General features: G+C 65.1%; 14 protein-coding genes. 5 read left to right on the top strand and 9 right to left on the bottom strand.

Features of this window, described 5'->3' with window-relative positions:
- Nucleotides 1–16: 16 nt before the first annotated feature.
- The 4 genes from O987_RS05145 to argH form a co-directional block, all read right to left on the bottom strand.
- Nucleotides 17–1,138: an ABC transporter ATP-binding protein gene (locus O987_RS05145; RefSeq protein WP_043371030.1), complete on the bottom strand. Its 1,122-nt coding sequence runs from the start codon at nucleotides 1,136–1,138 to the stop codon at nucleotides 17–19.
- Nucleotides 1,139–1,362: 224 nt separating this feature from the next.
- Complete coding sequence (locus O987_RS05140; protein ID WP_043371029.1) at nucleotides 1,363–7,374, bottom strand: alpha-2-macroglobulin family protein; 6,012 nt, start codon at nucleotides 7,372–7,374, stop codon at nucleotides 1,363–1,365.
- A 153-nt stretch (nucleotides 7,375–7,527) separates the two neighbouring features.
- Nucleotides 7,528–8,508 carry a Bug family tripartite tricarboxylate transporter substrate binding protein gene (locus tag O987_RS05135; protein WP_003058151.1) on the bottom strand — a complete coding sequence of 327 codons (981 nt, stop codon included), beginning with the start codon at nucleotides 8,506–8,508 and terminating at the stop codon, nucleotides 7,528–7,530.
- A gap of 99 nt (nucleotides 8,509–8,607) precedes the next feature.
- Nucleotides 8,608–10,056 carry an argininosuccinate lyase gene (gene argH / locus O987_RS05130; RefSeq protein ID WP_043371027.1) on the bottom strand — a complete coding sequence of 483 codons (1,449 nt, stop codon included), beginning with the start codon at nucleotides 10,054–10,056 and terminating at the stop codon, nucleotides 8,608–8,610.
- Between the two features lie 340 nt (nucleotides 10,057–10,396).
- Between argH and O987_RS05125 the strand changes: the two genes are divergently transcribed.
- The 3 genes from O987_RS05125 (at nucleotide 10,397) to O987_RS05110 (ending at nucleotide 13,343) form a co-directional block, all read left to right on the top strand.
- Nucleotides 10,397–11,362 carry a DMT family transporter gene (locus tag O987_RS05125; protein WP_043376114.1) on the top strand — a complete coding sequence of 322 codons (966 nt, stop codon included), beginning with the start codon at nucleotides 10,397–10,399 and terminating at the stop codon, nucleotides 11,360–11,362.
- A gap of 192 nt (nucleotides 11,363–11,554) precedes the next feature.
- Entirely contained in the window at nucleotides 11,555–12,625 is a 1,071-nt protein-coding gene (locus tag O987_RS05115) for a sensor histidine kinase (RefSeq protein ID WP_019043814.1), read from the top strand.
- Nucleotides 12,606–13,343, top strand: a complete 738-nt coding sequence (locus O987_RS05110) for a LytR/AlgR family response regulator transcription factor (protein WP_003058160.1) — start codon at nucleotides 12,606–12,608, stop codon at nucleotides 13,341–13,343. Before O987_RS05115 ends, O987_RS05110 begins: the two co-directional genes overlap by 20 nt.
- 47 nt (nucleotides 13,344–13,390) lie before the next feature.
- Here O987_RS05110 and O987_RS05105 read toward each other — a convergent pair whose 3' ends face one another.
- From O987_RS05105 to polA, 5 genes are all read right to left on the bottom strand, one after another.
- On the bottom strand, nucleotides 13,391–14,353 hold the full coding sequence (locus O987_RS05105) for a ZIP family metal transporter (protein ID WP_003058162.1): 963 nt from the start codon (nucleotides 14,351–14,353) through the stop codon (nucleotides 13,391–13,393).
- Between the two features lie 200 nt (nucleotides 14,354–14,553).
- Complete coding sequence (locus O987_RS05100; RefSeq protein WP_003058164.1) at nucleotides 14,554–15,459, bottom strand: dienelactone hydrolase family protein; 906 nt, start codon at nucleotides 15,457–15,459, stop codon at nucleotides 14,554–14,556.
- Nucleotides 15,460–15,551: 92 nt separating this feature from the next.
- Complete coding sequence (locus O987_RS05095) at nucleotides 15,552–15,875, bottom strand: AzlD domain-containing protein (protein WP_080731444.1); 324 nt, start codon at nucleotides 15,873–15,875, stop codon at nucleotides 15,552–15,554.
- Nucleotides 15,872–16,534 carry an AzlC family ABC transporter permease gene (locus O987_RS05090; protein ID WP_043371024.1) on the bottom strand — a complete coding sequence of 221 codons (663 nt, stop codon included), beginning with the start codon at nucleotides 16,532–16,534 and terminating at the stop codon, nucleotides 15,872–15,874. Before O987_RS05090 ends, O987_RS05095 begins: the two co-directional genes overlap by 4 nt.
- Nucleotides 16,535–16,741: 207 nt before the next feature.
- Complete coding sequence (gene polA / locus O987_RS05085; RefSeq protein ID WP_043371022.1) at nucleotides 16,742–19,555, bottom strand: DNA polymerase I; 2,814 nt, start codon at nucleotides 19,553–19,555, stop codon at nucleotides 16,742–16,744.
- A 98-nt stretch (nucleotides 19,556–19,653) separates the two neighbouring features.
- Here polA and O987_RS05080 point away from each other — a divergent pair, with 98 nt between their 5' ends.
- Together O987_RS05080 and O987_RS05075 are read left to right on the top strand one after the other, a co-directional pair.
- Nucleotides 19,654–20,016: a hypothetical protein gene (locus O987_RS05080; protein WP_019043610.1), complete on the top strand. Its 363-nt coding sequence runs from the start codon at nucleotides 19,654–19,656 to the stop codon at nucleotides 20,014–20,016.
- Between the two features lie 122 nt (nucleotides 20,017–20,138).
- The gene (locus O987_RS05075) at nucleotides 20,139–21,095 is read left to right on the top strand and encodes a homoserine kinase (protein WP_003058175.1); all 957 of its coding nucleotides are present in this window, start codon (nucleotides 20,139–20,141) and stop codon (nucleotides 21,093–21,095) included.
- Nucleotide 21,096: the final 1 nt, after the last annotated feature.

The raw sequence follows: 21,096 nt of genomic DNA, 5'->3' as shown, positions 1-21,096 counted from the left end.
GAAAAACGCTGGCGACTCAGGCTGCGGCCAGCAAGGAGCGGGCGGATTCCACCGCCTGCCCGCACACATGAATGCGCCCGCCCTGCGCATCGAACCAGTGCGCAGCCTGCTGCGGCCAGCACAGGAACACGGCCTGCCCGGGCCGCAGGTCGGCATGGGCATGGCCGGGCACACGCGCCGTCAGCAGCTCGCTGCCCACCCGGCAGCGCAGCACCAGATCGGCGCCCAGATATTCAAAGCCCTGCACGGTGGCCGCAATGCGCTTGCCATCGCCCGCGACGGCGCCATCGGCATCGCGTGCCACGGCAATCAACTCGGGCCGCACGCCCAGTGCCTGCGGATAGGCGCCGCCCGCCACCAGATCCGGGGCCGCGACCACATCGCTGCCGGCAATCCGGTTGCCTTGCAGGGCAACGATGTTCATGGCGGGTGTGCCGATAAAGCGCGCGGCAAACGTGGTTGCGGGCCGGGCATAGATTTCACGCGGCCCGGCGGCCTGTTCCACCAGGCCCTTGTTGAGCAGCACCACCTGATCGGCCATGCTCATGGCCTCGGCCTGATCGTGGGTCACATAGACCACCGTGAGACCCAGACGCTGCTGCAGCTCGCGCAGCTCGGTGCGCATTTCCTGGCGCAACTGGGCATCGAGATTGGACAGCGGCTCGTCCATCAGGCAGACCCTGGCCTGCGCCACCAGCGCACGGCCCAGTGCCACGCGCTGCTGCTGGCCGCCCGAGAGCTGGGCTGGCCGACGGTCCAGCAATGGCGTCAGCCCCAGCAGCTCGGCCGTTTGCTCAAGACGCTGCCTGCGCTCGGCCCTGCCAACCTTGCGCACCTGCAGACCGAACTGGATGTTGTCGGCCACGCTCAGATGCGGGAACAGCGCATAGTTCTGGAACACCATGGCAATGCCGCGCTGCGCAGGCGGCAGATGGGTGACGTCGCGACCATCGATGCGCACCGACCCCGAAGTGGGCATGTCCAGCCCGGCAATCATGCGCAAGGTGGTGGATTTTCCGCAGCCCGAAGGACCGAGCAGGACGCAGAACGAGCCTGGTTCAATGCGCAGATTCACGGCATGCAGGGCCGTGGCGTCACCCCAGGATTTGGCGACGTTCTCCAGCTCGATCAAAGACATCGCGCCAGTCTAGAAAGACTGGATGAAAACCGCGTGTCATCCCGGAATTTTCAAAAACAGGAGCTGCCATCGTCCCCTATTCATTGATTTCAGATAGAAATACCTTTGAATCATCGTTTTCAAAGGCGAATGCAGCTTCTGTATCCATAGCACCAATACATGAAAAAGCCCCGGCTGCAGGCGCAGACCGGGGCTTGGCGTCGGGCCGAGAAACCGCAGAGGGCTTACTTGGGCATCACCACCTTGAGCTTGGCATTGGGAATCTCGCCAAACATCTCGGGCGCATACAGCGCTTCGGCACGCGTGGGCGGCAGGGCAAACTCACCGGCATTGTTCAGGCGCACGGTGTATTCGACCTTGGTCGTCCCTGCGGGCAGGTACTGGTAGTAGGCACGGTAGGACTCGAAGCTGCGCTCCTCGTAGGCCAGCCAGCCGGCTCCCTCCTGCTTCTCGCCCTTGGACGCGATCTCCGAATCACGGCCCAGGCCGCCGCCCAGAATGGTCGCCCCCGTGGGGACGGGATCGGTGATGGCCACCCAGGTCATATCGGTCTTGGCCTGCACTTCCAGCGTCACGCGCAGCACATCGCCGCGCGTGTACTGGCCGCCACCAAACAGACCCTTGTCCGCCTGCTCCACGGGCGTGACGGTCTTCTTGATGGTGTAGCCTGCGCTGAACGGCGCCTTGAGGGCCACGGCCGCCACGGACTGCACGGTCAGCCAGGGCTTGCCCGTGCCTTGCTGCGTCACGCTGAGCTGACCCTTGCCGGCCTTGGCCCAGGGCATGAACATGGTGTTGTTCATCAGGCCGCCGGCGCGCACGGGTTCACCGAAGACGCTGTTGGCATGGGCAGAGCCCTGCGCATCCTCGGCAGTGGCGCGCCTGACATCGGCCCAGTTCACCTTGGCCTCGTTGCCGTTCATGCTGGCCACGGTGCTGCCGGCCACGGGCTCGGACTCGAACTTCTGCGAGAAGCGGCGCAGCGCCAGAGCGCCCCAGAGGTTGGCCGTGGTCGTGTTCCAGGCACCGGCCTGCTGGCGCGCGATGAAGCCGCTGACCAGACGCGGCATGTCCTCGGTCCAGGCAGGATCGTTGATGGTCGCCAGAATCAGGCGCGCCAGATTCACGTCCGGGCCCTGCATCAGCCACCACCAGCCATCGTCCTGATCGGTCGAGAAGCCGGCACGCGTGCCGTTGAAGGTCAGACGGGCGCGCAGGATCTGCATGGCCTGGGCCAGGCGCTCATCGCGCTGCGGCGCATCGCTCATGCGTTGCAGCAGCATCACCCAGTCGATGACCGTGTGCGTGGGCCACTGGTTGGGCGTGGCATTGATGCTGTCCAGCATGCGCGGCGTGGCCTTGCCTGACAGTGCAAGCGCGCTGATGGCGGCCAGCTTGCGCATTTCCAGATCCTTGCGCGGGCTCCAGAAGTTGCGCTGGATGCGGCCTTCCACAAACGCGATCAGACCGTCCTCCATGCGTGCGCGCTCTGCGGCCGGGATCACGAAGCGCTTGTCAACGCCCTGTGCCATGGCCGACATATTGAGCAGATGCGCAGTCAGCGTGTCGCTGCCTCGGCTGGCCGAGCCGTCCTGCGGCGGGAAGTAGTTGGCCAGGCCGTCACCGTCCAGATAGTTGGGCAGCTGGGCCATGGTGCTGCCCCACAGCTCGGCGTTGTTCATGCCAACGGCCTTGCTGGTGGTCTGCTCCAGGCAGGAGTAGGGGTAGCGGGCCCACCAGTCGCGCACGCCGGGCAGACCTTCGGTCAGCTTAGGCACCAGCGACATCTGCAGGCCGCCACGGCCGGGCAGCGCGTCGGCGGGCGGATTCACGGGCACGCTGTAGCTGCCGTTGACCTGCACCAGCGTGGCCTGCTGCACCGACAGCGGCACGGCGGGCACGATGCGCTGGCTGATCTTGAGCGCATCCTGCGCAGCGTCGGCGCCGCCAGCGGTATCGCGCGCGGAAATCTCCCAGATCAGCGCTTCGGCACGTGTGCCGGAGAGCTGGGCCGGAGCCTTCACATCCCAGGCTACTTCACGCGCCTCGCCGGCGGGAATTTCCACGGTCTGGGCCTTGAGCTCCAGCATGGTGGCGCGCGGCGTGACCTCCACCTTCATGGCCTTGGCCGAGGTGTTGCGCAGCGTGACCTGGGCACGGAACTGATCGTCCTCGCGCACCAGCGGCGGCAGGCCGCTGATGATCTGCAGATCCTGCGTGGTGCGGATCGCCGCCTGGCCGGTGCCGAACAGGCTCACGCCCGCATCGGCCACGGCCACCACCTGGAAGGTGGTCAGGGCATCGTTGAGCGGCACCTCGATCAGGGCCATGCCGTTGCCGTCCAGCACCACATCGGGCTTCCACAGCAGCAAGGTGTCGAGCAGCTCGCGTGTGGGGCTGCGGCCACCGCCACCGCCCGCAGGCACGGCCTTCTTGCCATAGTGGCGCCTGCCAATCACCTCCATCTGGGCCGTGGCCGTCTGCACGCCCCATTCGCGGCGTGTCAGCATGGCATCGAGCAGATTCCAGCTGCTGTTGGGCATCAGCTCCAGCAAGGCCTGGTCCACCGCCGCCAGTGCCACATGGGCACCTGCAGCGGGCTTGCCATCGGGCAGCGTGGCCTTGATGGTGACCTTGGCCGTGCCGCGCACCTTGTAGCTGGACTTGTCCGAGGACACCTTGACGTCCAGCGTATTGCTCTTCAGGCCCACGCGAATTTCGGACATGCCGAAACGGAAGGCAGGCTTGGAGAGATCCACCATGGAGGTCGGCGCGATGAATTCCTTGCCGTCATTCCAGAAGGCACGCCACCACTCCAGCGGCGACTTGAAGCCCCAGGTGAAGAAGCTGTACCAGGGCACTTCCATCAGGCGGCCGCGCAGCGCAAGCACGCTGACATAGGCGTTGGGACCCCAGTTGTCTTCGACCTTGACGTCCACCGTGGGGTTCTCGCCTGTCAGCTCCACCACCTGGGTGCTGACGACACCTTCGCGCTCCACGGCCACCAGCGCGGTGGCACGGCGGAAGGGCATGCGCACCTGGAAGCGCGCGGTCTCGCCAGGCTCATAGCTCTTGCGCTCGGACAGCACGTCCATGCGGTCATGGTCTTCGCCACCGAACCAGAGCTCGCCCTGGCCCGTGACCCACACCGAGGTCGCGGCCTGGCTGCTGCGGCCATCCTTGTCGGCAGCCTTGACGATCAGCTCCACCTCGCCGGGCTGGGACAGCTGGGCCTCGCATTGCACCAGGCCATGGCTGTCGCTGGTGCCCGAGCACACGGTGCCCAGATTCTTGAGCGTGGTCTGGTTGTCGTAGCTGTAGAAGCCGCCCACCAGTCGCTTGCGGCTGGAGGTGGTGATGCGCGCCACGGCATCGACCTTGACCGGCACTCCGGCCTGGGCCTTGCCCGCCGTATCCAGTGTCAGCGCCTGGAAGCGCAGCTTGCGATCCACCAAGATCCAGTTCTCGGAGCGCACGCCCGCCACCACGGCGGCAGGCCAGATGGTGCGCGTGCTGCGCAGGGTCTGCACCTCGCCGTTCGGGTCGGCGTAGGTCGCTTCCATCAGCAGCTCGCGCGGCTCGCCGGACTTGGGCAGCTTGTCGATGCTCACCTTGCCCAGACCGTTCTTGTCCAGCGTCACGGGCAGCTTGTCGGCCACCACCTTGGTCTCGTCGGCCGCCGTGCTTTCCTCGTCGTCACTGCTGCCCATGTCCTGGGCGCTGCGCGGCGGGTTGAAGCTGAAGCCGTCCCAGTCCGCGAAATTGAGCGACTTGGAACGCAGCAGCGCCGAAACCTTGACCGGCAGATTGGCGGCGGCACCGCCGGAGACATAGTTGATCTGCACCTCGGCAGGCACGCTGCTGACCGCATAGAGCTGATCCTTGCCGGCAGGCCCCACGCGACCTTCCATCACGGGCAGTCGGAACTCCTCGACACGGAAGATGCCGGTGCTGAAGCTGGAGCGGCGGCCGCTGCCATTGGCATAGCCCAGCTCCACCGCATATTCGCCCAGCTTAGCGGCCTTGGAGATGGGAAACTCGCTGGTCGCGCTGCCATTGGCATTCCAGCTCAGGACCTGGGTGAAGCGCTGGCCGCTGCCCAGATGGGTGATGGTCAGGCGGTCGGGCTTGTCCTGGGTCTGCTCAAAGCCCTTGGAGTTCTTGCCTGGCCCGGTCAGGGCACGCAGAAAGTGCTTCATGGACACGGTTTCGCCGGCACGGAACAGCATGCGGTCAAACACCGTATGCGCGACTTCATCGCGCTTGTTGCTGGAGCTGGTCGGCACATTGAAGCGCCAGGACTCTATGCCCTTGTTCCAGTTGCTCCAGACGAAAGCCAGCTCCTCACCGGCATCGGTCTTGGCCCGCGCACTCACGAAATAGGAACTGCTGCGGTAGTAGCCGTCTTCGTTGCTGCAGGAGGGCGGATTGGGGTTGAGGCCGTTGAAGGTCACAATGCCTTGCGCGTCGCTCACGGCCGATGCGATGGCCTGGCCATTGCAGTCCGAGACCTGCACCGTGGCGCCAGGCACCACCTTGCCCTTGTCCAGCGTCGTCACCCAGGCCACGGAGTTTTCGCGGCCCAGCTTGAAGTGCACGGCCAGATTGGTCACCAGCACCGAGGTGCGCACATACATGGTGCGGCCCGCGCCATAGCCCTCGTCGAGCAGCGACTGGCCCAGCATGGGCGAGGCAATCTCCACCACCTGGAAGCCCGGGTTCAGCGGAATGCCGACGACCTCGAAGGGACGCGGATCGTTCCTGGCAGCCTTGGGCAGCTCCAGCGTCTGGGTCTGGCTCTGGCCGTCCAGCAGCGACAGCATGCGGGTCTGCACCCAGTGCTTGTCGTCGTTGATGACCGGTGGCAGCACCTTCACATCGCGCGCAGCGCGCTTGCGCTCCACGCTATAGCTGTCATAGCGCTCGACCTTTTTGAGCCAGGCGATGATGTCGGCATCCGAGCCGCCTTTCTTGGTGCGCACCACGCTGGCGTCCAGCGACTTGCCCAGAAGCTGCGGCTCCACATTGCGCAGCGTCACGGGCAGCAGCGCCGGGCCCTTGGGGCCTTCGGCAAAGCGCTCGACGATGCCGAAGGGCGCAGCGGCAAACTTCACCAGCGGCGGCATATTGCCCGTGGCCGTGGCCAGCGGGAACATATTGGCATTGCTCAGCGTGCGACCCGCGGCATCCTTGAACTGCGGCGGCAGCTCCACCACATACTTGGAGTTCGGCTGCATGGTGGCGGGGAAGGTCACGCTATCCACCAGCGAATCCTCGGCCAGCTTGTCGCCGTTCTGCTCGATGATCGGTGCCACGGCCGAGGCACCGCTCTTGAGGCGTATGCCTTCGATCAGCTTGCGCGGCACCGGCGCGCTGAAGGACAGCCGCATGGGGCGGATCGGCAGGCAGGCGGCATTGGCGTTCTCGCGCTCGCAGCTGAAGTCGGCACTGAACGGCTGGCGCACCTGGTACTCGTAGCGCTGCTCGTCCTTGCTCGCCAGGCCGTTGGCCATGGCCACGCCCTTGCCATAGACCAGGGTCATCTTGCTGCCCGAGGTCAGGCGGCGGTTACAGGCCAGCACCGCATAGTTCTGCGGATTCCGGGCCGCATCCTTGTCCCAGTGGCGCTGCTTGAGCACGGCCTCGCGGTCCTTGCCCTCGATCAGCTGCACGGGAATGCGCTCGCCCACGCCTTCGGAGGTACACCAGACGCGCTGCTTGAGGCTGTCGACGGATGCTGCGCCCGTCAGGCGCAGCGCGAAATACTGCTGCTCGTCCACCTCTTCATAGGTGTCGGGCGCAATGCCGGCCACCTGCGGGCCGCCGGTCTGGAACTGATAGCTGGCCGCGCCTGTCAGTGCCCCGCCCGAGACGCTCTTGAACTGCGGGTTGAGCTGGGCCGTGCAGCGCACGCCTGCGGGCAGGTTCTGGGCAAAGTCGAAGACCCATTCCTTTTCGCTGTTCCAGCGCCCCGTGCCCTTGGCGGCCTGGGCATTGCTGCACTGCAGGTTGACCGGCGCCTCAGCCTTGGGGTCGCCAAAGCGCACGGCAGGCGCATCGAACTGCACCACCACCTGCCCCACCTTGCTCACATCGCCTTGCGGGCTGAACTGGCGCACCCCGACGGCGTGCGCCGCCGTGGCCGCCAGACCCCATAACAGGCCCGCCTTCAGCAGCCCGCGCCAAAGCGGCGCGACCTGCTCCCTCTTCCTTCCCTCTGCATAAGGCACAGTCATACAGTCACTTCCTTTTGGGGCAGGCATGCCGCCGGCCCTGGCTGTTTGAATCTGAAGTCTGGAATCAGCGACGCAGCAGTGCGGGGCGGCAGAATGCAAAAGCCCTGCCTCACAGGTGAAGCAGGGCCTTGAGCATGTGCTGCACGCGCGAAACTACTGCGGCTGGAAACCGCTGCGCTGAATGATACCGGCCCAGACCTTGGAATAAGCGGCCTCGCGCTCCCCCAACTGGCGGGGATTCATGTATCCAACTGTAAGACCCAGTGCCGTCAGCTGCGCGTAGACGTCACGCTGCTTGAGCACATTGCCCACCGCTGCCGAGAAGCGCTCGACAAAGGCCTGGGGCACGCCCCGGGGCGCAAAAATGCCGTAGTAAGGCATGTCTTCAAAGCCCTTGATGCCCTGCTCCAGCAAGGTCGGAACCTCGGGCATGGAAGCCTGGCGCTTGGCGCCGAGCACGCCGATCACGCGCAGCTTGCCCGCCTTCTGGTTCTCCATGAAGTCGGGCACCGAAGCAATGCCGGCCGGAATCTGATTGCCCAGCATATCGGCCAGCAGCGGGGCGCTGCCGCGATACGGAGCGGCCACCAGATCGAGCTGGTAGTGGTCGGCCAGGATCTTGACCAGAAATTCGGGGGTCGATGCCGGCGCCGGAATGCCGATGGTGCCGTTCTTGGCACTGCCTCTGGCCCAGGCCGCGTACTCGGCCAGATTCCTGGCCGGCGTGTTGCTGGAGACGGCCAGCGCATTCACGAAAGTGGCGACCCCGGCCACGGGGATGAAGTCCTGCTGCGGATCAAAGCCCGGCTTTTTCACGACCTTGGGCAGGATGGAGATGGTGTGGTCATGCGTGAGAAACAGCGTATGACCATCGGCAGGCGAGGCCTTGAGCAGCTGCGCTGCAATCTGGCCGCCGGCTCCGGGGCGGTTTTCCACCAGCACCGTCACGCCGCCCAGCTCGTCCTTGAGCTTGTCGGCCAGCAGGCGCGCAATCGCGTCCGAGCCACCACCGGGTGGAAAGCCCACCAGAATGCGGATGGGCTGACCCGACGAGGCCCAGGCCAGCGGCCCCAGGGCCGATGCTGCAACCGCTCCCGCACCGGCTTTCAGCAATTGACGACGAGATTGCGTCATGTGTTTTCTCCTTATCTCTTTTGCAGACTAACCAAAACAAAAGCGCCCGGCAAAGGGCGCTTTCAAGGCGTCAACGTTACGCCACAGTGCCGGGGCCCATCAGGCCAGGCGAGCCTGATGCTTGGCCAGTTGCGCACGCACCTGCGCCGGTGCCGTACCGCCCAGCGTGCTGCGTGCGTTGAGCGAGCCTTCCAGGCTCAGGGCCTCGAACACATCGGCCTCGATGTTGGGATTGAAGGCCTGCAGCTCGGCCAGTGGCAGCTCGGTCAGGTCCACGCCCTTCATGGTGGCCAGCTTCACGGCGTGAGCCACGGTTTCGTGGGCGTCGCGGAAGGGCAGCCCCTTCTTGACCAGATAGTCGGCCAGGTCGGTGGCCGTGGCATAGCCCTTCAGGGCAGCAGCGCGCATGTTCTCGGCATTCACGGTGATGCCGCCTTCCTTGACGCCGCTGGCGGGGTTGAGCTGGCCGCCGATCATCTCGGCGAAGATGCGCAGCGTGTCCTTGAGGGTGTCCACCGTGTCGAACAGCGGCTCCTTGTCTTCCTGGTTGTCCTTGTTGTAGGCCAGGGGCTGGCCCTTCATCAGCGTGATCAGACCCATCAGATGGCCGACCACGCGGCCGGTCTTGCCACGTGCCAGTTCGGGCACATCGGGGTTCTTCTTCTGGGGCATGATGGACGAGCCGGTGGTGAAGCGGTCGGCGATCTTGATGAAGCCGAAGTTCTGGCTCATCCAGATGATCAGCTCTTCCGACAGACGGCTCACGTGCACCATGCACAGCGAGGCCGCCGCAGTGAACTCGATGGCGAAGTCGCGGTCGGACACGCCGTCCAGCGAGTTCTGGCTCACGCCTTCCATGCCCAGGGTCTTGGCCACGCGCTCGCGGTCCAGCGGGTAGGTGGTGCCGGCCAGCGCGGCAGAGCCCAGGGGCAGCACGTTGACGCGCTTGCGCACGTCCAGCATGCGCTCGGCGTCGCGCTTGAACATTTCCACATAGGCCAGCATATGATGGCCGAAGCTCACGGGCTGAGCCACCTGCAGATGGGTGAAGCCGGGCAGGATCACCTCCACGTTCTTCGCGGCCACGTCGACCAGCGAGCGCTGCAGCTCCTTGAGCAGGCCTTCGATCAGGTCGATCTCGCTGCGCAGCCACAGGCGCACGTCGGTGGCCACCTGGTCGTTGCGGCTGCGGCCGGTGTGCAGGCGCTTGCCGGCATCGCCGACCAGCTGGGTCAGGCGCGCTTCGATATTCAGGTGAACGTCTTCCAGATCCAGCTTCCACTCGAAGGTGCCGGCCTCGATTTCGGCCGTGATCTGCGCCATGCCCTTCTGGATGGAGGCGAAATCTTCGGCCGCAATGATCTTCTGGGCCGACAGCATTTCGGCATGCGCCAGAGAACCCTGGATGTCGGCCTGCCACATGCGCTTGTCAAAGAACACGCTGGAGGTGTAGCGCTTGACCAGGTCGCTCATGGGTTCGGAGAACAGGGCAGACCAGGCTTCGGCCTTGGAATCGAGCTGGTTGTGCGAAGGAGCAGATGTAGACATGTGAGGGCAACAATCCCGTAAAACCACAGGCCGCCCAATGCAGAAGTTTGGCGTGACGGCTGTGCAAAGCAGAAACAGGGATTTTATCGGCCTGACCCGGCTTGGGCGCCACAGCGTTCCAGAGCCATTGCCGGCCACTGCGACAAAGCGCTGTTCGCGCTCCGCATACTCACGATTCAATAGCACCCTGCGATTGATAGATAAGGCCTGCAAGCCTTATCTCGCCAAGCTGGCAAATCCGGCTGCAGCCACCCGGTTTCTGGCCTTCGCGGACAATCACGCCGTCTCCGCTCACCTTCCCTTCACGGCCGCTGCCCAGGCGGCCGGTGCGCCGCCCGGCATGCATTCCCGCTCTTCCCTGATTTCCGGCCTCGGTTTTGCGCTGGCCGCCTGCGCGCTCTGGGGCGCGATTTTTCTCGTGCCGGCCATGCTGCCGGAGTTCTCGCCGCTGCAGATCACCTTTGGCCGCTTCGTGCTCTACGGCGTGGTGGCCCTATGCGTTTTTCTGCCCCGGGCCACCAGGCTGCTGCCCAGGCTGCAAGCGGCCGATGTCCGGCATCTGGTATGGCTGGCCCTGACGGGCAATGTGGTTTATTTCGCCCTGGTCGCCACCGCCGTGCAATGGATAGGCATGGCCGTGACCTCGCTGATCGTGGGCCTGGTTCCCGTCACCGTGCCGCTGCTGGGCCGCAACACCCAGGGCGCGCTTCCGCTGCGCCGCATGCTGGCCCCCATGGCGCTGATTCTGGCCGGCATCGTGCTCGTCAACGCCCATGCGCTGACCACGGGGCCCGCAGGCAACCAGGGGCGCTATCTGCTGGGCGTGCTGATGGCCGTGCTGGCCATGCTCTGCTGGAGCCGCTATGCGCTGGACAACACCCGTTACCTGGCACAAAGCCGCTTCAACGGCACGGAGTGGTCCACGCTCTGGGGTCTGGTCGTCGGTCTGATCAGCGCCTTGCTCTGGGTGCTGCTCTGGCTGATATCGCCTGAGGCCAGCGGCGCCGGCAGCCCCGACATTCCGGCCCAGCGCTGGCAGCTGTTCTGGCTGTTGAATCTGGCCGTGGCCATCCTCTCGTCCTGGCTGGGCAACTGGATGTGGAATGCCGCCAGCCAGCGCCTGCCCATCACCTTCGTGGGCCAGCTGCTGGTGTTCGAGACCCTGTTTGCCCTGGCCTACCACTTCCTCTATGAACAGCGCCTGCCACTGCTCGCCGAACTGGCCCCCATGCTGCTGATTCTTGCGGGCGTGGTCTGGTCGCTCAGACGCTATCAGGCCGCCAGCCGGGCAGCGGCCTCTGTTTGAGTCAGCACAAAGCTGATGCATCGAACCGACAGATGCCGCGCGAATTGCCGCTGCAGCGCAGCTGCTGGCCAATAATCGCAGCACTTGCGCCAGTTCGGACCGGGCATGCTGCCCTGTCGACAGGAATGCCCTTGGTGCATTTTCAGCTCGCTCCAGTCTGCATCCCGAACACCGTCCTGCTCCATACCGCCCGTGCCCATCTCACCGCTCATCGCTGCCACACCAACCTCGGCCCGCCCGGTCCTGGTGTTCGACGCCTGCAATGCCGGCGTGGTGCTGCGCGCCGTGCTGTTTGTACAGGTGGTGGTGGGCACGGCTGCCATCTATGGTGCGGACTCGCTCTGGGAGTGGTTTGCCAGCGCGGCTCTGCTCACCGGTGCCTGCCTGCCAGGCACCCTGGTCTGGCTGATCGCCGCCTGCAGCCTCAAGCACCAGTTGCAGCGTCTGGACATGCGCGGCCAATATCTGGCCGGCGTGCTGCTGGGCGCGCTCGCAGGGCTTTATGCCTGCGGCATGCTGTTCTTCATCGGCATCGACAAAGCCCCCTGGCTGGCCAGTGCCGTCACGGGAGGCCTGCTGGCCGCGCTGCTCGTGACGGCGCTGGTGCTGCGCGCGCGCGGCAACACGCCGGCGCAGACCCAGGCCCGTCTCACCGAGCTGCAGTCACGCATCAGACCGCACTTTCTGTTCAACACCCTCAACAGCGCGATTGCGCTGGTGCGCGCCGAGCCGGCCAAGGCAGAAGCCTTGCTCGAGGATCTCAGCGATCTGTTTCGCTATGCCTTGGCCGAACCCCATCTGACCACCACGCTGGCGCAGGAGATAGAGCTGGCCCAGCGCTATCTGTCCATAGAGCAGGTACGCTTTGGCGAGCGCCTGCAGATGCAGTGGCAGCTCGATGAAAGCGTGCATGGAGCGCTGCTGCCGCCGCTGCTGCTGCAGCCACTGGTGGAGAACGCCATCCGCCATGGAGTGGAGCCCAATGCGCGCGGCGGCAAGCTGCAGGTACGCACCGAAAGGCGCGGCAACGAAGCGTTGATCCAGATCATCAACACCTTGCCGCCGGCCAGTGCCGGGCATCAAAGCACCGGCCATGGCATGGCCCTGGACAACGTCAGGGCCAGGCTGTCGCTGCTGCACGACCTGCAAGGCAGTTTCAGCGCCAAGGTGCGCGACGGGCTGTATGTGGTGCGCCTGAGCGTGCCTTTGCAGCAGACCGCGCCAAAACCGGGAGAATCCCGTCATGCACATTCTGATCGTTGATGACGAAGCTCTGGCTCGCGCCAGACTGCGCACTCTGCTCGGCGACTGCGCACATGGCCCCCACCATGTTCAGGAAGCCGCCGATGCCGACCAGGCCCTGCAGATGCTGCAGGCCGCACAGCCCGCCCCCGTCCAGCTGGTGCTGCTGGACATCCACATGCCCGGCCACAACGGGCTGCAGCTGGCAGCGTCCCTGGCGGAGTTGGCCAACCCGCCCGCCATCGTGTTCGTGACGGCGCATGCCAGCCATGCGGTACATGCTTTCGAGCTGGATGCCGTGGACTATCTGACCAAGCCCGTACGCCTGGAACGCCTGCAGCAATCGCTGCAGAAGGCAGAACGTGCGCTGAGCACGCGCAGCGTCGTGGACAGCGGCCCCGTGCTGCTGATTCAGGAGCGCGGCGGCACGCTGCGGCTGCCGCTGTCCGAAGTGCGTTTTCTCAAGGCCGAGCAGAAATACATCACCGTGCGCACCGTGCAGCGCAACTACATCCTCGACGGAGCGCTGGCCGATCTCGAAACCCGCCATGGCGAACATCTGCTGCGCATACACCGCAACGCCCTGGTGCTGCGTGCGGCCTTGCGCGGCCTCGAAAAATATGACGATCCGCAGGAAGGCGAAGGCTGGGGCCTGCGCCTGCAGGGCGTCAGCGAGCTGCTGCCGGTCTCGCGCCGCCAGCTGGCGGCGGTCAAGACCGAACTGAAAGATGTTTCCTGAATGAAAAAACCGGCTGGAAGCCGGTTTTTTATCGACTGCAGTTGCAATCAATGCTCGTGCTTGTGCGCTGCTTCATGGACAGCCGCAGGCGCGGGGGCGGGCTCGTGCGAATGCCCGACCTCGGCACCATGATCGTGGTCATGCTCGTGTCCATGGTTGTGCGCGGCACCGCTCATCACCGTCACGATGACGATGCCCAGCAGCAGCCAGAAGACCTGGGCTGCGGTTTCCTTGGCGCTCAGGCGCTTTTGCAGCTGGGGAATCAGGTCGGCCAGCGCCACATAGATGAAGCTGCTCGACGCAACGACCAGGAAATACGGCAGCAGCTCGTGCAGCTGTCCGATCAGGAAATAGCCGGCCACCCCGCCCAGCGTGGTCACGGCTCCCGCCATGGACACCTTGATCAGCGCCACGCGGCGATTGCTGCTGGACTGGCGCAGCACCACGATATCGCCCATGTGGTGAGGCACCTCGTGCGCCAGCACCGACAGGGCAGCAATCAGGCCCAGGCGGATATCGGCCACGAAGGCCGATGCAATCAGCACGCCATCGCCAAAGCAATGCACGCTGTCGCCCGTCAGAATGGCCCAGCCGCCCTTGCCATGGCTGTGACCATGCGCGTGCTCTCCATGGTCGTCATGGTGGGCGTGACCATGCTGATGGTCGTGGCCATGACTGTGAGCATGGTGCACGGCAACAGGCTGGTGGGCGTCGCCATGCGAATGCTCATGGCCGTGGTGCCATAGCTCGGCCTTGGACAGCAGAAAGAAAAACACCAGCCCGATCAGCAGCACCACGAACAGATCATGGGATTTGCCATGGCTCTCGAACGCTTCGGGCAGCAAATGCATGAAGGCTGTGGCGAGCAAGGCTCCCGCAGCCAGGCTCAGCAGACGCTGGGGCATCAGCCCTGGCGTGCGCCCCCCTCCCAGACTCATCAACAACGCGGCCACCCAGACACTGCCGATACCAGCAGCCAGGGTGGCCAGAATAATTGCTACCAATGTCATAGCTTTATATGGCTTAACCGCAACCTTTTACAGGCGAATCTTGAGGATTTTCGCAGAATGCGCCGCCCAACGCGGCCCGCTTGCGACTATCCCCATACCGTCAGCCCCGGATGCGCATGACATGCATGGCTCGCCGGGACTTCTTTCACCTTAGCAAAGCTGTCAAGCCCCCCGGGCCGAAAATTTCAGCGAATGAGACATCAAGCCACGCCATGCTGGTTGAACCAGGTCAGCATGCGGGCCCAGCCGTCCTGCGCGGCCTGCTCGCGGTAGCTGGGGCGGTAGTCGGCATGGAAGGCATGGGGCGCCTCGGGGAAGATCACGAACTCCGAGGCCCTGGCCGCCGCAGAGCCGGTCTTGAGCGCGGCCTTCATGGCTTCGACCGACTCCAGCGGAATGCCCGTGTCCTTGCCGCCGTACAGGCCCAGCACCGGTGCCTTGAGCTGTCCCACCAGGTCCAGCGGATAGCTGGGCTGCAAATCGTTCTTGTTGCCCTGCAGACGCCCGTACCAGGCCACGCCGGCCTTGAGCGGGGCATGTGCGGCATACAGCCAGGTGATGCGCCCGCCCCAGCAAAAGCCGGTGATGGCCAGCTTCCTGACATCGCCGCCCTGGGTGCCTGCCCATTGCACGGCAGCGTCCAGATCGCCCATGGCCTGGGCATCGGGCACCTTGGCGATCACCTCGCTCATGAGCTTGGCCATCTCGCCATAGGCCATGGGATCGCCCTGGCGCACGAACAGGTCGGGCGCTATCGCCAGATAGCCCGCACGCGCCAGGCGGCGGCAGGTATCGGCAATGTATTCATGCACGCCGAAGATTTCGGAGATCACCAGCACCACGGGCAGATTCTGCTTGCCCGCAGGCATGGCCCGGTAGGCCGGCAGCTTGAAGCCTTTGACATCGATGCTGACCTCGCCTGCCGTCAGGCCGTCGACCGGGGTCTTGATGGCCGTCTGAGCCATGACCGGGCCGGCGGCGCAGGCATAGCCCACGCCCAGGCCGGCCCCGAGGGCTGCGCGCAAGGCCGTGCGGCGGCTGGGCTGGGCATCGGCGCGAGCGCCGAGCAGCCCCTGCATATCCTGAGCGATGTCTTCGTACTTCATGGATCCTCCTTGGGTTGATGGAATTTCAGAACGTGTTGACGATCTCAAGCCTGGCTGGCCATGCAGTCTAAGGCCAGTGCGTTGCAGGCACCTCAGGCCAGCCAGCGCAGCAGCGCCACAGCCACGGCCCCCAGAATCACCACCAGCAAGAATGGTGCCCGCAGCCACAGGGCCAGCGCCGCCACCAGCAAGGCGCCCAGGCGCGCATCCAGGCTGATGCGCGTGCCGCTGGCCAGGGTGTTCATCACCGTCAGCGAAGCCAGCAACGCCACCGTCAGACAGGCCGCGATCTGGGCCATGCGCGGGCTGCGCATCCAGCGCTCGGGCAGGCTGTAGCCCAGCAGCTTGGTCACAAAGGCCAGCGCACAGGCCAGCAAGATCCATTGCCACAGGGACAAGGACAGGGACAGCGTCATTGCCCAGCCTCCGAAGGGCGCACCCAGCCCCAGAAGGCGCCCAGGGCTGCGGCCAGCAGAATCGGCACGCCTGCAGGCACCCAGGGTATGGCCAGGGCCGTGACCAGCCCGCAGCCCAGCGCCAGCGCCACCGGCTCGCGCGCGTTCAGGCGCGGCCAGAGCAGGCCGAGAAAGGCCGCCACGGCAGCCCCGTCGAGACCGAAGCGGCGCGTGTCGCCCAGCGCGTTGCCCATCAGCGCGCCCAGCAAGGTGAACAGGTTCCAGAGCAGGAACACGCCCGCCCCGGCGACCCAGAAGCCGAGCCGCTGCTCGGCCAGTTCCTCCTGGCCCGATGCCGTGGCCGCGGATTCGTCGATCGTCCAGTGCGCCGCCAGCCAGCGCTGCAGCCCCTGGACGCCCAGCAGACGGCTCATCTGCATGCCGTAGATGGCATTGCGCACGCCCAGCAGCGAGGCCGCGCTCACGGCCGCCATGCCGCTGCCGCCGCCCGCCACCACGCCGATGAAGGCGAACTGCGAACCGCCCGTGAACATCAGCGCGCTCAGCGCCATGGTCTGCCAGAGGTTGAGGCCGGCCGCCACGGACAGCGCGCCGAAGGAGATGCCGTACAGCCCCGTCGCCACCGAAATCGACAGCCCCGTGCGCACGGCGGGCGTCATTGCAAAGCCTTTGAACAAGATATTTCCCGCAACAACCTAGAACAATTCAGGAGCTGACAGCGCTTGTAAACAAAGCACTTTAGGTCAAAAACAACCTGAAGTGCTTTTTCAGAAAGCGCAAGCAGCTCTCTTTTTTAAGGGACCACCTCGGCAAGACCTGGGCGCCCCCGGGACGAAAGCGTATCAGTGCGCCTTTGGGTGAAAAGCTCAATGCGCCTTTTCCCAGCTGCTGCCAAAGCCGATCTCGGCCAGCAGCGGCACGGACAGATCGGCCACGCCGGCCATGATGGCAGGGATCTCGGCCTGCACCCAGTCCCTGGCGGCTTCGGGCAGCTCGAACACCAGCTCGTCGTGCACCTGCATGATGACCAGCACCTCGGGCTTTTCGGCATCCAGCCTGGCCTGCACGGCCACCATGGCCTTCTTGATCAGATCGGCCGCCGTGCCCTGCATGGGGGCGTTGATGGCAGCGCGCTCGGCCGCTTTCTTGCGCGGGCCGTTGCCGCCGTTGATCTCGGGCAGCACCAGGCGCCGACCGAAGACGGTCTCCACATAGCCCTGGGCATGGGCCAGCTCCACGGTCTGGTCCATATAGCGCTTCACGCCGGGATAGCGCTGGAAGTATTTGTCGATATAGGCGGCCGCCGCCTTGGTTTCGATGCCCAGGTTCTTGGCCAGGCCGAAGCTGCTCATGCCGTAGATCAGGCCGAAGTTGATCACCTTGGCATAGCGGCGCTGCTCGCTGCTGACCTCGTCCACACTCACGCCGAAGACTTCGGCGGCCGTGGCGCGGTGCACGTCCAGGCCGTTCTTGAAGGCGCTCAGCAAGGCTTCGTCGCCCGACAGATGGGCCATGATGCGCAGCTCGATCTGCGAATAGTCGGCGCTGGCAATCAGCTTGCCCTCGGGGGCCACAAAGGCTTCGCGCACGCGGCGGCCTTCGGGCGTGCGCACGGGAATGTTCTGCAGATTGGGGTCGTTGCTGGACAGACGCCCCGTCACCGCCACGGCCTGGGCGTAGTGGGTGTGCACGCGGCCGTCGCTGGGCAAGGCCATCTGCGCCAGCTTGTCGGTGTAGGTTCCCTTGAGCTTGGAGAGGCTGCGGTGCTCCAGCAGCTTGGCGGGCAGCGGATAGTCCTCGGCCAGCTTTTCCAGCACTTCCTCGTCCGTGCTGCGCGCGCCGGTGGCGGTCTTCTTCACGACGGGCATGCCCAGCTTGTCGAAGAAGATCTCGCCCAGCTGCTTGGGCGAGGACAGATTGAAGGGCTGGCCCGCAATCTCGTAAGCCTCTTCCTCGAGCTTCAGGATGCGTGCGCCCAGATCATTGCTCTGGCGTGCCAGCTCACCCGCGTCGATGCTCACGCCATTGCGCTCGATGCGAAACAGCGCTTCGCTGGTCTGCATTTCCAGCTCGTAGATATGCAGCAGCCCGGCCTGGACCTGGATGCGCGGCCACAAGGTGTTGTGCACGTCCAGCGTCTGGTCGGAGTCCTCGCAGCTGTAGGCTGCGGCCTTGTCCACGGGCACCTGGGCAAACGGAATCTGGCTCTTGCCCTTGCCGCACAGGTCTTCGTAGCTGATGCCGCTGCGATTCACATGGCGCAGCGCCAGGCTGGTCAGATTGTGCGGGCGGTCGGCTTCGAGCACATAGGACTGCAGCATGGTGTCGTGCGCATAGCCGCGCACGGTGATGCCGTGGTTGGCAAACACATGCTGGTCATATTTGACATGCTGGCCCAGTTTCTTCCTGGACGCATCCTCGAGCCAGGGCCTGAGCCTGGCCAGCACCTTGTCCAGATCGAGCTGCTCGGGCACGTCCATGCCCTCGTGGCGCAGCGGAATATAGGCGGCCTCGCCCACGGCCACGCTGAAGGAAATGCCGACGATGCGGGCCACCATCTCGTCCAGCGAATCGGTCTCGGTATCCAGCGCGGTCAGCTCGGCGGCCTCGATCTTGGCCAGCCATTCATCGAGTTGCGCCTCGCTCAGAATCGTGGTGTAGAGCACATCGCGCTGCTGGGCCGCCACGGCCACCTCGGTGGCCGCCGCGTCATCGGCATCGAACAGGCCGCCCTGGGCACTGTCTGCCTTGGCAGCCTTGCCGGGCTTGGCCGCCTTGACGTCGGCCGCAGCGGCGCCCAGGGTGCGCACCAGGCCCTTGAAGCCGTATTTCTCGTAGAACGGCGCGAGCGCGGCGCTATCGGGCTCGGCCAGCGTGACGACATCGAGCTGCGGCAGGCCGCCAATGTAGGCTGACAGATCGCAATCGGTTTTCATGGTCACCAGCTGGCGGCTCAGCGCCAGCTGGCCGCTGGCAATCGCATCGCGCAGGTTCTGGCCCGCGACGCCCTTGATGCCTGCCGCGTTGGCAATCAGATTGTCCAGCGTGCCGAACTCCTCCAGCCATTTGGCGGCGGTCTTGGGCCCGACCTTGGTCACGCCGGGCACGTTGTCCACGGTGTCGCCCACCAGGGCCTGGTAGTCGATCATCAGCGCCGGCGGCACGCCGAACTCGGCCGTCACGCCGGCCACGTCGCGCTTCTTGCCGTTCATGGTGTCGATGATGGTCACATGCTCGTTGACCAACTGGCTCAAGTCCTTGTCGCCGCTGGAGACGATGACCTGTATGCCCTGAGCCGCAGCGGTCTGCGCCAGCGTCGCGATCACGTCGTCGGCTTCCACGCCGGGCACGGCCACCACCTTCCAGCCCAGCATGGCCACCACCTCGTGGATGGGCTCGATCTGGCTGCGCAGATCGTCGGGCATGGGCGAGCGCGTGGCCTTGTACTCGGTGTACATCTCGTCCCGGAAGGTCGGCCCCGAGGCATCGAACACGCAGACGGCGTAATCGGCCTGCACGTCCTTCCTCAGCGCCTGCATCATGTTCACCATGCCGCGGATGGCACCCGTGGCCGGGCTGGCCGGGTCGCCGGGAATCGCCCTCAGGTCGGGCATGGCATGGTAGGCGCGGTAGAGGTAGCTGGAGCCGTCCACCAGCACCAGGGTCTTGGAATTGCTCATACCCCGGATTGTGCACGCGAGCCCGGCTCCGCCGGTCCGCAGACCCGAGACGGATAGCACCTGGTGGGACAATTCGAAGTCGCCCTACAATCCACACTATGCGCGCTGCACCACTTTTCATTATGCTGAGCCTGGCCGCCGGATCCGTTCTGGCCCAGTCCCCCACCCCTGCGCCGGCCGATGCCGCAATCGCTCCTGCGCCCCAGGGCCAGCAGGACAATGCGGCGGCGACCGGCAAGCACAACCAGCGGATCGAACATATCCGCGTGGAGGACGCCGGCAGCCGAGTCGATGAAACCCGCGTCGGCGGCCAGACCCAGAGCATCACCGTGCAACCCAAGGTAGGCTCCATGCCCGAGTACGAGGTGCAGTCCAACGACGGCGCCCGCGCAGCCCGCAACCGCGACAGCAACAGCGGCGACACCACGGGTACGCGCGTCTGGAATTTCCTCAAGTTCTGAAGCGCGGCGCGCTTTTCCCCCATTCATGACAGGGCAGTGCTTCAGAGCACTGCCCTGTTGCATATAGACACCTTCTCCCTGCTAGTTCGGTCGGTCGCCCCAGACCGGCGTATTCACTCACCATGGCTGTTTTCACCGAAGTTTCCGATAAAGATGCGCGCGACCTGCTGCGCCGCATGTCCCTAGGCTCGTTCAAGGAATTGCGCGGCATTCAAGGCGGTATCGAAAACACCAACTACTTTCTGACGACCGACCAGGGTGAGTGGGTGCTGACACTGTTCGAACGCCTGAGCGCCGAACAGCTGCCGTTCTATCTGTACCTGATGAAGCATCTGGCACGGGCCGGCATTCCCGTGCCGGACCCGCAAAGCGAGACTCGCAGCGGCGACATTCTGCTCAAGGTCTGCGGCAAGCCTGCGTCCATCGTCAACCGCCTGGCCGGCAAGAGCCAGCTGGCCCCGGCTGCCGTGCACTGCGCGGCCGTGGGCGACATGCTGGCGCGCATGCATCTGGCCGGTCAGGACTACGACCGCCAGCAGCCCAATCTGCGCGGCCTGCCCTGGTGGAATGAAACCGTGCCCGTGGTCCTGCCGCATCTGGGCGAGGAAACCGCCGCCATGTTGCGCGCCGAACTGGCCTACCAGAACCATGTCGCCGCCTCGGCCAGCTATGCGGCCCTGCCGCGTGGCCCCGTCCATGCCGATCTGTTCCGTGACAACGTGATGTTCGACGGCGAACGGCTCACCGGTTTCTTCGACTTCTATTTCGCGGGCGTGGACACCTGGCTCTTCGATCTGGCGGTCTGCCTCAACGACTGGTGTATCGATCACGCAACAGGTGCCCATGATGCCGAGCGCGCCAAGGCCATGCTTGCGGCCTACCAGGCCGTGCGCCCGCTGGCCGCAGCCGAGCGCGAACTGCTCAACGCCCAGCTGCGTGCCGGCGCCCTGCGTTTCTGGATCTCCCGCCTCTGGGACTTCCATCTGCCGCGTGAAGCCGCCCTGCTGCAGCCCCACGACCCCACCCACTTCGAGCGCGTGCTGAGCCAGCGCATCGCCCATCCGTTGACGCTGGACTGAG

It is taken from the genome of Comamonas testosteroni TK102, assembly GCF_000739375.1.
Lineage (GTDB): Bacteria > Pseudomonadota > Gammaproteobacteria > Burkholderiales > Burkholderiaceae_C > Comamonas > Comamonas brasiliensis.
The sequence above is the reverse complement of the archived record's forward strand: the minus strand, read 5'-3'. Positions and strand labels throughout refer to the sequence as shown.